This window comes from Ignisphaera sp., assembly GCA_038735125.1.
Classification (GTDB): domain Archaea; phylum Thermoproteota; class Thermoprotei_A; order Sulfolobales; family Ignisphaeraceae; genus Ignisphaera.
Genome location: JAVYNU010000001.1, coordinates 575,834 through 586,985 on the forward strand (window position 1 = coordinate 575,834; position 11,152 = coordinate 586,985).

10 protein-coding genes and 1 tRNA gene are annotated in these 11,152 nt (G+C 42.4%); 8 read left to right on the plus strand and 3 right to left on the minus strand.

Annotated elements, in window-relative coordinates:
* The first annotated feature begins 20 nt into the window (after positions 1-20).
* Positions 21-3,641 carry a hypothetical protein gene (locus tag QW284_03215; protein ID MEM0338676.1) on the plus strand — a complete coding sequence of 1,207 codons (3,621 nt, stop codon included), beginning with the start codon at positions 21-23 and terminating at the stop codon, positions 3,639-3,641.
* A gap of 20 nt (positions 3,642-3,661) precedes the next feature.
* Here QW284_03215 and QW284_03220 read toward each other — a convergent pair whose 3' ends face one another.
* Positions 3,662-4,072, minus strand: coding sequence for a hypothetical protein (locus QW284_03220; protein MEM0338677.1), 411 nt, complete (start codon positions 4,070-4,072; stop codon positions 3,662-3,664).
* Between the two features lie 101 nt (positions 4,073-4,173).
* Here QW284_03220 and QW284_03225 point away from each other — a divergent pair, with 101 nt between their 5' ends.
* The 4 genes from QW284_03225 to ilvA all read left to right on the plus strand — a co-directional run bounded on the left by QW284_03225 (position 4,174) and on the right by ilvA (position 8,116).
* Positions 4,174-4,998, plus strand: a complete 825-nt coding sequence (locus QW284_03225; GenBank protein ID MEM0338678.1) for a hypothetical protein — start codon at positions 4,174-4,176, stop codon at positions 4,996-4,998.
* Positions 4,999-5,094: 96 nt separating this feature from the next.
* Positions 5,095-5,418 carry a hypothetical protein gene (locus tag QW284_03230; protein MEM0338679.1) on the plus strand — a complete coding sequence of 108 codons (324 nt, stop codon included), beginning with the start codon at positions 5,095-5,097 and terminating at the stop codon, positions 5,416-5,418.
* Positions 5,419-5,814: 396 nt separating this feature from the next.
* Positions 5,815-6,582, plus strand: coding sequence for a KaiC domain-containing protein (locus tag QW284_03235; GenBank protein ID MEM0338680.1), 768 nt, complete (start codon positions 5,815-5,817; stop codon positions 6,580-6,582).
* A gap of 319 nt (positions 6,583-6,901) precedes the next feature.
* Entirely contained in the window at positions 6,902-8,116 is a 1,215-nt protein-coding gene (gene ilvA / locus QW284_03240) for a threonine ammonia-lyase (protein MEM0338681.1), read from the plus strand.
* 5 nt (positions 8,117-8,121) lie between these two features.
* On the opposite strand, the gene QW284_03245 is transcribed toward ilvA, so the two are convergent.
* Complete coding sequence (locus QW284_03245; GenBank protein MEM0338682.1) at positions 8,122-9,003, minus strand: DMT family transporter; 882 nt, start codon at positions 9,001-9,003, stop codon at positions 8,122-8,124.
* Positions 9,004-9,110: 107 nt separating this feature from the next.
* Here QW284_03245 and QW284_03250 point away from each other — a divergent pair.
* A tRNA-Gly gene (locus QW284_03250) sits at positions 9,111-9,189 on the plus strand.
* Between the two features lie 42 nt (positions 9,190-9,231).
* Here the strand turns inward: QW284_03250 and QW284_03255 are convergent.
* Complete coding sequence (locus QW284_03255) at positions 9,232-9,405, minus strand: antitoxin family protein (protein ID MEM0338683.1); 174 nt, start codon at positions 9,403-9,405, stop codon at positions 9,232-9,234.
* 293 nt (positions 9,406-9,698) lie between these two features.
* On the opposite strand from QW284_03255, the gene QW284_03260 reads away from it, so the two are divergent.
* Both QW284_03260 and QW284_03265 read left to right on the plus strand, forming a co-directional pair.
* Entirely contained in the window at positions 9,699-10,301 is a 603-nt protein-coding gene (locus tag QW284_03260) for a hypothetical protein (protein MEM0338684.1), read from the plus strand.
* Between the two features lie 31 nt (positions 10,302-10,332).
* The gene (locus tag QW284_03265; GenBank protein MEM0338685.1) at positions 10,333-10,578 is read left to right on the plus strand and encodes a winged helix-turn-helix domain-containing protein; all 246 of its coding nucleotides are present in this window, start codon (positions 10,333-10,335) and stop codon (positions 10,576-10,578) included.
* Positions 10,579-11,152: the final 574 nt, after the last annotated feature.

The following is an 11,152-nucleotide window of genomic DNA, read 5'->3' on the forward strand; positions in this document are numbered from 1 at the left end:
GTTTTGTAAGGGTGATTCGCATGCATTTCAAAAAACATGTTGCAATAATCGCATTAATAGCAATTGTAGTTACACTTTCAACAAATGTACATAATCTATCATCTCAGATTGATTGGCTTCCAACAGACTTTGCATATGCCTATAGAGTCTCCCTGCCAAGCTGGATCAAACCAGTTTATGGAATTGGCGTTAGCCAGGACAGGGTCTTGATTGCTGGAACGATGAACGGATCCAACGCAGTTGCACTAATAGATGTTTCAGATCCCTATCAAGAGCCAAAGATACTACAGCTCTATTCACTTACAGGCTCTCCAACATGGCTTGATACAGATGGATATCCACCGACAAGAGTTGTAATTGGTAGCGACAAAGGAGAGATACTGTTACTAAAGCTTAGTGGAGGCGATATCATAGGCTATGTTCACAGAGTTCTTGGAGCAGATTTCTATGTCGATAAAGCCTATATTGCAAGAGGCGCTGATGGGTCAACAAAGATTGTTGTGCTTGTAAGCGAGGGCGGGCCAAGAACGCTGCCATGCATGAAATGCTATGTATATGCATTCGACGAGAATCTCCCAGGGGTTTTCAGAGCTGGGTATACAACAGGGAATGCATCTCTGCACATTGACAAGATCTATGTTCAGGATGTCGAGCCCTTGAAGGTGTTTACATCGACTAGTGTGTACTATGATGCATCCCAGGTTTTTGTATCCTATCTCCCGGCACAGTACATTGTCTTGATCACCAACATCTCCTATATATATAACAACACCCTCTACAAAGCACCTAACGCACTTGTGGAGGTTCTGGCATACAGCAAAGTGCTCAACATATCTTATCTCTACGGTGTCAATGCTGATAGAAATGGCTTGGCAAGGATACCAATACCTGTGGTGGGAAATGAAATACTTTCAGCCAATCTGAGTATAAGGGATATGGCGGGAAATGTTATATGGTTCTTCAACTTCAACCCCAAGTACTATAAGGTAGTCGATGATGAGGTTGATATACCCCTAGTTATACTTCCATGGCCTCCAGACACGAGAAACGCTCTAAAGGTTTATGGGCCTCCACCGTTTATGCGTGTAAAGGTATCACTGTTTGATCTCTCCAATGTGCCAATATCCTATCAACCAAAGGCGGAGACAAAGGATTCCCTACCCCTAAACTTTGACTCAATGAGATTCGTGATGGGAGCTGCCTCACCATCTACAATAGCAGTCTTTGGCTCATCATCATCGGGTACAGTAATGCTTTCTACAGTCAGTATCCAGGGCAACAATATTCTGATTAGCAATAGTGTTGTTGATTATGTTGGGAGTGGGTCAAAGCTTGTTGATGTGAGTACATATCCATCTGGAGGAGCTGTTATAGCTAGTGTTAACACCCCCTCTTCAAGCAACATAAGATTCTATAGCGTCGGATCGAGCTTTACCCTGCAACACATATACCCATTTGAAACCTCTATAAGAAGAATTTTCACAGCGATAGCTGGACAAACATACTCATATGCTGTTGCATTATCTAATGGGATACAGATTATAGCCTCTAAACAGTATGCTATGCCACTCCTCAGAAACTCCACATATCTGGTTGCCTCTGAGAGTGGATACATAGACGGGTCTGTGCTAGAGGATCTATCAACATCAATCCTAGTAACATCAAATAACATCGTCGTTATCAAAAACATCAACACTTTGGCGTCATCATCCAAGCCAGTGTCGCTAGACTCTATAATGGCTCCAAGCCTAAGGTTAAAAATCCTGCTACCAGTCAATGAATCGATTAGCAAGGTTTACGCAGTCTTCAGATACCCTGCTGGAAACATAACTCTGAAACCTGATAAGAATGGCCAGATCGTTGTAAGGAACATTATACCGGGTGTGGTGTACAGCATTAGGATTGACTATGAGGAGCCGTATATAGAGAGTGTAGAGATAGACAATATAGTGGCCACAAGCTTCAGAAACATGGACAAGGCTGTTCAGCTAAGCTACAAGACATTTAGAGTAACAGTAAATATTGCTGATAGCATCTCGAAAAAAGTTGTAGCACCATACATCATTTTACTCGATGACAAAGTTGTTGCAGGCCCCACAATGGCATCGATGGTAACGCTATCCGCTATATATGGCCAGCACACAATAACTGTTAGACCGGCTGAGGGTTTTGAAGCGGCCTACAACTCTACATACATAAGTCTCTTCGTCAATGAAGACGCTAACATAAGTGTCTCGCTCCAGAGAAGAATGTACAATGTTCGCATAAAAGTGCTTGACTCTATAACCAATAGCTCAGTTATTGTGCCACTACAAATGATTGTATCAAATGGCATAGAATATAATTTATCGATACCTCTCTCCAAGGCTTTGAACACCACATTTGCTATACCCTATGGGAATGCAACAATTGTTGTTAGACCCGCTAGTGGTTTTGAGGGAGCATATTATGGGAAGACGCTAAGGCTTTTCATAGACAGCGATAAGGATGTGAGTATAGCTATGGAGAGAAAAACATATACCCTATCAATGTATGTGAAAGACGCTATAAGCGAAGCACTCATAGCGCCAATCGATATACTAGTCAATGGCAGCTCAAAAATATCCAAAACAAGCATAAACACTTTATCAGTGTCTCTACCATATGGCAATTGGAACATCACAATAGCCCCATCAAAAGGATTTGAAAATGTCTATGAAGACTATGTGAGCGTTGTCCACGTAGATAGGGACATGGCCATAAACGCTACAATACAGAGAAAGAAGCACATGGTCACAGTTTACTTTAGAGATGATTTCGATAGACTCATAGCACCTCTGAAAGCAAGTGTCATGGGAGCCATTAACGAGACATTCCTTGTAGACCCCGCTAGCAGGAGGATTACAACATCCTTGCCATACGGGAACTACACCATCTATGTAGAGCCTGCTGAAGGCTTTGAAAGCGTCTATGCCAATACATCTACAAACATTTTTGTTTCAAGCCCCATAACCACGAGCATAAGGGTTCCAAGGATTAGATACACACTATCTATAAGAATCATTGACGAACCCATTGGAAGATTGCTCGGAGACTTCAATCTATACATCAATGGCTCTCTATATGTACAGAAGTTTAGAGGAGGCAACATAACGCTTCCATACGGCACATACACAATTCAGCTGGTTCCACAGCAAGCGTTTACGGTCATCTACTCCTCATCAAAGCCTGTGACTGTTGCAGTATACAACAATACACAGGCAACTATAACGGTTTCTAGAAATAGGTACAAGCTTACCATAAATCTCAGAGAGGGTACAACACCAGTGAAAGATGCTGTTGTAACTATAAGAAATATGGAGACGGGGTTGACTCTAACAACACTCTTATCATCAGAAGATGGGAGCATATCAACGCAACTGCCATTCTCATCATATGAGATAATAATTTCTCATCCAAGTTACCAATCAAAAGCAATATACATTAACTTGGGTAGTGATACAACAACAGTTGAATATCTATCGCCAACAATACAGACGCTTATATGGAGGTACATGCCTATTATAGGGACTTTAATTGGTCTTGGAGTAGCTGTTTATGTAGCTTTCAGGGTCAGGGCTATTATAGCTCGGAGGCTCATGAGAGAGGAGGAGATATTCTAGCCAAGAAAAAATTTCTTGTTTTACATCCTAAGCAAAACTATTTTTGGAAGCCCATCAATATAGACAACAGATATTTTTACCTCAACATCTATGTTACCCAGCAACTCAACCTCTTTTCTGATAGCCGTTAGTTGCATCACTCTGTTGTTTAGAGATTCTATAGCAGATTCTATTGTGGCAAGCTCCTGAGATGCAACGGGGTTAACAATTATTCTAACATTCCTAAGGGCAATTTCGTTGGCTGTGCTAGTCTCTGGCAACCCGAGTTTGGATAAAAGACTCTTTAGCTTCTTCTCTTGCTCTGCTTTGACCCTAAGCTCCTCTAACCTTTTTATTAGCTCTCCAAGCCTCTTTCTGTACTCTGAAATCTCATCATCTAGACTTTTCATAAGTTCTGCAACACTATTGAATTCTTTTATTACTGTACTCATATAAACCAGCCCCAGAACTCTATTGGGTTAGTACAGAAACTTAAATTTTTTGTTTTTATATAAAAACCTTTTTACATACAATAATATATGGGGTATGGAAAATGTTTTTAAGCAGTGGAAACAGAGTTGTAACAATAGATGCAAGTACAAAGGCTTTGGGGAAGGTTATTGCAGAGCAAATTGTAAAGGGGTTCACAGGCAGAATAACATATAGGGATGCCTCTAGAAGGGTTTTCATATCAATTGAGATGATTAGGGGGGTTGTACAAGCCTGCAGAGCTGTTGAGATGGAATATATATTTGAGGGGGGTGAATGCGAGAACATAGCCTCTAATTACTTGTATGCACCTAATGGCTCTATAGAAGTTATAGAGATTGGGGAAGGGGAAATACTTCGTGATATCATACATTTTCCACATAGCATAGTCTCTGGGAAGGGCAGGCTTATGTCACTGCTTCAAATCAACTTAGGAGAGGTCTCAAGAAGTGTAGCATCGCTAACTCCTCAAGCACAATCCTCACCTGCTCCAGTTTCGCGGTCCCAGTCTTCTCCTACGAAACAAGAGGTTGCAATTGAGAAGGCTGCTGAGAGAGCCATGGATATTGCATTCTCAAATGAGTGCATAGACCCGCTAAACCTCTACACAATAGTGAGAAATGGAACAATTCAATCGATAAGCGAGAAAATTGGTTACCAAGACGCGGTTAAAAGAATTGATGATATTGCAAGAAGCAGGAAGGCAAAGCAGATTTATCTCTCTGCAAATCTCCAAGATGGGGTGGCAAGGATTGTTATAGACATTGAGAAGAAGGCTATTCATATAGAATTTGAGGATTCGAAAGGAAATTTGTTGTGTGGTAAAGAAGCGGTGAAACAAATTGAAAATAAGGAACTATCAAATGCAAAGATATGGATCTTTGAATAGATTAAACTAGCTAAACACACTATAAATCGCAATATTTCTCGCTTTTCGCTACTTAAATAGTAATACTATGCTCTATACTAGCAAAAGGCGAGGGTCTTGAATAAATGCAATGATGCATGTTTCCACCTGGTAGATATTTTGCTAAGGTTTATGAGTACTGTAGATGCTTTGTTGAGAGAGGGATATGTTGAAGAGGCGCGTAGGGCTGGGCTAACAGGATACATTGTAGCATCAATACTCTCAGATGCTTATGCAGAGGCTGGTCTCACAACATCTGATTTTTACAACAAGTTTAGAAGGGTCTTGATAATGTTCAAAGATCTTATATATAGTCTAGACACCGAGACAATATCTATAACAGCTATTGAGGGTATTAGAGCTGCATTCGAAGATATTGTTCCTATTGTGGCTGTGGCTTAGAGAGGGGTTCGGGTCTGTTCATTATTTTTAATTACCTCTAAATACTTCTGATTATTTTGCTTCATCCCCTCATCCCTTGTTCTCCCCCTTCCTCTGGTTTCATTCTTCATTGCAGAGGCTCTTTGGGGAGACCCATGTCCCCCACATACGCCTGCAATACTCTACCACCTATACACACCCTCTGGCACCCGCCTTGCTAGGCGGATAAACACCTTCATCGGAAACCACACAAACAGCTATCAGCATACAATCTTATAGGTTTTCGCCCTCAATAATAGGGGAAAGTGATTAAAATAATTAAAATTCATGAGAAATAATGCAAAACCCTAAACGGCTGGTCTGTGCTATAAGATAAAATTAAAAGGAGCTTAAATCATTTTATTTTTGGTGACTGTTATGTCTGAAAGGGTAAAGACAGGTATACCAGGATTTGACGAGATTTTGTATGGTGGCATACCAAAGAGGAATATTGTGTTGATTAGTGGGGGTCCTGGAACTGGGAAGAGTATACTGAGTCAGCAGTTCATTTGGAGTGGTCTTCAGATGGGTGAGCCAGGGATATATGTTGTTCTTGAGGAGCACCCAGCGCAAGTTAAGCAGAATATGAGGCAGTTTGGATGGGATGTTACACAGTTTGAGAAGAAAGGCATGTTTGAAATAGTTGATGCTTTTACTGGTGGAGTTGGGGAATATGCTAAGAGGGAGAAGTATGTTGTTCCAGACCCAACAGATGTTGGCCACTTAGTGGATGTTATTAGAGATGCTGTCAAAGAGCTCAATGCGCAGAGGGCTGTTATAGACTCTGTCTCAACGCTCTATATCACAAGACCGTCGATGGCTAGAGGGGTTGTCATGCAGATAAAGAAGGTTTTGAGTGGATTGGGGGTAACAGCATTTCTAGTTAGCCAGGTATCGGTAACTGAAAGGGGGTTTGGAGGGCCCGGGGTGGAGCATGCTGCTGACGGTATAGTGAGACTGGATCTTGATGAGATTAATGGTGAGCTTAAGAGAAGCTTGATAGTGTGGAAGATGAGGGGAACTAGCCACAGCATGAAGAGGCATCCATTCGAGATAACTGATAAGGGTATTATAGTGTACCACAACAAGGTATTGAAAGTGTTTAGAGGAAGCTATGAAGAGGTTGCACAGCAGCGAGAGGAGTAGAAAACAATAATAGAATATTGCATGATGTTTATACGTAGCCAAGATCGAACTCCTTAAGACTGTACATGGCTTTTCAGCAGCTCTTAATGTATATGGCTTGGCAGGTTTAGAATAGACAAAGATTTTTGAACTCTTTTTAGCTTGTGCTCTATTTACTCGCATACCTATAAAATGATTTCATGTTTCTGTGGTCATAGTCTATATAAGCAAGTTTTGCATTGTCACTGTAGACGATGTGTTCTTGTCTACTGCTTGCGAAAGTTTATAAGTCTTGGCCCCTCAATTTATTGCCAAGAATAGTTTGCATTGGGGCTGTGCATTGACCAAATTAATCGATGAGGTGTTCAGCTATAGCAGAGATGCACTAAATGTTTTATCTGGGAGGGTTCATAGAACGCCACTGGATTTTAGCAGAACATTTTCAAGGTTGAGTGGAAACAGTGTTTATATGAAGCTTGAGAATATGCAGAAGACGGGCTCTTTCAAGATCAGGGGTGCTTTCTATAAGATTTGGAGGCATTTGGATGATGCTAAGAGGAGAGGTGTTGTAGCAGCTTCTAGTGGCAATCATGCGCAGGGAGTTGCATATGCTGCTTCTATTCTAGGTGTTGAAGCGACTATTGTTATGCCCGAAACCACACCTGTTTTCAAGGTCAATGCCACTAGGGGCTATGGGGCAAGGGTTGTTCTGCATGGCAGTGTGTATGATGATGCTTATAGAAAGGCTTTGGAGATTGCAAGCGAGAACAAGGCCTTGTTTGTCCACCCATTCGATGATTTGGAGGTTATAGCTGGGCAGGGTACAATAGGTTTTGAGATTGCTGAGCAGATACAGTCTGTTGACGCTGTTCTTGTTCCTGTGGGTGGTGGTGGACTAATATCTGGTATTGGAGCTGTTTTGAAGAGGCTTAGACCAGGGGTTAGGATTGTGGGTGTCGAGCCTAGGAATGCGCCGAAATACTCTGTCTCTAGACAGTATGGGAGAATAGTTGAGGTGGAGCCAGTTCCTTCTCTAGCCGATGCTGTTGTAACCAAGTGTGTTGGTGAAAAAACCTTTGAGATCATGAATGAGGTTGTAGACGATGTTGTCACAGTTGATGAGGACTCCATTGCGAGGGCTATATATCTCCTCATGGAGAGGTCCAAGATAGTTGTTGAGGGTGCTGGAGCCCTTCCTCTAGCAGCTCTACTGGAAGGCTATATGCACAACAGTGGAAAGAATGTTGTTTTGGTTGTTAGTGGTGGTAACATAGATTTGACAACGCTTTACAGAGTTGTTTTGAGGGGGTTGGCAAGCGATGGCAGGGTGTCTATACTGAGAATGGTTTTGAGGGATTCTCCGGGAGAGCTTCTAAAAGCTCTAAACATATTCTATAGATATAGATGCAACATAATAGATGTTAGACACGATAGATACAGCCTATACACACCAGTCGGCTATGCAACAGTTGAGATAGTTTTTGAAGCACCTGAGCAGAGGGTTGTTGAGGAGCTTAGAAAAGAGCTTGAGAAAAGCTCTATAAAGGTCCTTTGAGCGCATCACCAGCTACATGCCGAGCCAGCACCACTACTCTTTGCACCACCCCTCGCAGAAACGAATATTGCAAATGTTATTAGAGCCCCGCCAGAAACTCTAACAAGATCTGCTTTCTCGCCATACATGAATATGGAGAATAGCAGTGCGAAGAAGGGCTCGAGAAGATATATTATAGAGGCTATAGCCGGGTTAACATACTTCTGCCCAATTACCTGTAGATACGAGGCTGCAACAGAGCAGGCCACAGCAAGATATACTATGTACAGCCATGTGCCCAAACCTATTGACCTGGGGTTGTCAACTACTAGAGCATATGGTGCTAGAGCCAAAGATGGTAGGAACATGCCGTAGAGAAAATCTGTATAGCTTCTAGCAACCCTGCCATACCTAGACACAAGAACTATTTGAGCACCCCATGCAATAGAGCCTGCAAAAACCATTGCCTCGCCAAAGCCAAAACCACCGCTAGGAGCTGTAACCATGTATAGACCGGCCAAAGCCATTAGAAGAGAGGTCAAGAGATCGAGGCTGTAGCTCCTCTCAACAAAGGCGCAGTAGACATGGACATGAACAGTATTCAAACCGGTGATAAAAGCGCTTGTAGATGGGAGTGTGTATCTCGTTCCAATACCCTGGAGAAGAAGACCAAGCATATAAGCTACACCAACAGCCAAACCCCCCACAAAACCCCTGTAATCAAACAAACCTCTAGAAAACCTCAGCAAAACAACAGGGGTAAGCAGAGCAACCGCAAACAACATCCTATAGAAGGTATAGCCAAAACCAGAAACACTCTCAACAGAAAACTTGATGAAAACAAACGAGCTACCCCACAAGACAGTTGCAACAACAAGCAAAGCATAATACAAAAACCTAGAGCCCAACACAAAACACCAGCAAAAACAGAAACAGAAAAGAAAACAAAAATAAGCAAACATCAAAAGAAACAACTAAAAATAAAAAACCCCACACCACAAACAAACTCTATCTAGCGGCGGTCGTCTAGCCTGGTCTAGGACGCCGGCCTCCCAAGCCGGAGATCCCGGGTTCAAATCCCGGCCGCCGCACCAAACAATAGAAAACCTCTGCATATCTCTAGCCTCGTCTTCCTACTACTTCAACTCTTCAACACTAGCCTCTCCAAAGATCCCAACGTATTCATCGGGAACTTTTCTCACCATTTTCTTGTGGATGAAAACCACTGCCTCCTTTTCATTGACCAGGTCTACAAGCTCTAAAGGTCTTAAGATGCCATTCTCATAGCGTATACGTATAGCTTTAGCCACGCATTCTCAACTCTTCTAACGCCCAAGCTTGTAGATTCTGCCTGGGGCAACCTCCATTATCTAGCCAAGGGCCTCTAGCGAAATCCTACTGCAACAGGCTCTAATCTCCTTAAAGCAATATACAGTAACGTATGCCAAGCCATATACAGATGCAAAGCGTTGCTTCTCACCTTATTGGCATTTCTTTAGAATATAGTGTCTATGGGCTCTGGCCACAGCTTGGCTTACATTTCTTGTTTATAAGTTTTTCGAATCTGGAATACACAATGGTTTTAAATGGGTGTTGCATCTATGTGTTAGTGGTGTTTGCAGTGACTGGAAACGGGGGGTCGGTAGCCAAGAAAGCTATTGACGGTTTGTCTATCTGGTTTGTCGCCTCATCAGTTTTGCTTGGCCTTTCAGCCTCAATAGTAGGTAGCTCTGTTAGAGGGTCTCTGATGGCCGCAGGCATCACCAATTTTTTATTCAATGTATTGTTGGTTCTCTTCGGTGTTGTGGGGCTCCTGATTTCAGCTACACTAATCTACAATATCCTGTGTATTCTAAGGAGGTATGGGCTTTTACCCTCTCCTTATAATAGAATACATGGGCTGGATGAGGAGGAGACGATTCACCTTATAAAAGATGTAATATCGCTTTACAGGGGCTATCGCTGGTACATAGTCTTAGTGGGGATAGTGCTAACAATAACGGGTGTTGTGCTTATAGCACTAATACTACTGGCTGTGAAAGAGGGTGTTAGCGGGGGGATAGACGCAATCTTGTTTAGATTTGTTGTGGCCACCATATATCTTGGCTATGGTGTTCTAGATCTATACCTCGAGAGAAGAACTATTTTCAGAAGGCTGGCAAGAGCTAAACAGATAGAAAATGTGCTTTCAAAGTCCATCAAGTAGCCCCATAAAAATGATATTGCATGTGATAGGAATGAAGCCGAGGCGGAGCATCTACGAGATTATCTGGGATATACTAACATACTGTAGAACCCCCAGAAAATTGTCGCAAATATTGCTAGCTTGCAACCTAAACACAAAGACAGCCAAGAGATATATAGAGATGCTAGTGAGAAAAGGGCTTCTAATCAAACAAGGGAATGAGTACATGACGACGGACAAGGGACAAGAATATATAAAGCTATTCAACGAACTATATAAGAAGATCTTCGAAGAGTAGAGCAGGCCTAGATTCGCTCTCCTCAAAGCATGTAGATGCCAGCTAAAACGACTCTCTTTCAAACCCTGTATAGAGGTCTAGCTGCTCACAATCTCTCATCCTCTAGCAATAAGCTCTCCAAATAGTTTCTAGCCAAAGGATTTGAAGAATATGTTGAAACCAAGATTGAGAAAAGCATGGGGGTGGGTCTATGAGTACCACCGTCCATAGGCTAAAGGGGGTACAAGGTTTATTACAAGACCTTCACAGAAATTGTTAGAACTGTTGATGGTGCCGATCTAGAGGTTAGACGGGGGTTCTGGGCATTATCGATGAAAGTGGCTGGGCATCCCAAGCTTATACTGAGATGTTGCAAGTGTGAGCCTAGGCAAATGGTTTTATGGTGATAGAGTTTTTGAGTTCTCCAAGCAATACATTTTGTTGTGGGCTCTATGCCAAGGGACGTTCCAAAGCTTTTCATAGGCACGGCTGGTATACCCAATTCGACTCCTAGGAAGTCTACGCCTAATGGTGTTAGGAGGGTTTGGGAGCTTGGCTTAGACGCTATGGAGATAGAGTTTGTTAGGGGTGTTAG

What these genes read in the sequence shown, in the direction of transcription:
- QW284_03215 (MEM0338676.1), top strand. Translation starts at nt 21, where the DNA reads ATGCATTTCAAAAAACATGTTGCAATAATCGCATTAATAGCAATTGTA.
- QW284_03220 (MEM0338677.1), bottom strand. Translation starts at nt 4,072, where the DNA reads ATGAGTACAGTAATAAAAGAATTCAATAGTGTTGCAGAACTTATGAAA.
- QW284_03265 (MEM0338685.1), top strand. Translation starts at nt 10,333, where the DNA reads ATGAAGCCGAGGCGGAGCATCTACGAGATTATCTGGGATATACTAACA.
- QW284_03225 (MEM0338678.1), top strand. Translation starts at nt 4,174, where the DNA reads ATGTTTTTAAGCAGTGGAAACAGAGTTGTAACAATAGATGCAAGTACA.
- QW284_03235 (MEM0338680.1), top strand. Translation starts at nt 5,815, where the DNA reads ATGTCTGAAAGGGTAAAGACAGGTATACCAGGATTTGACGAGATTTTG.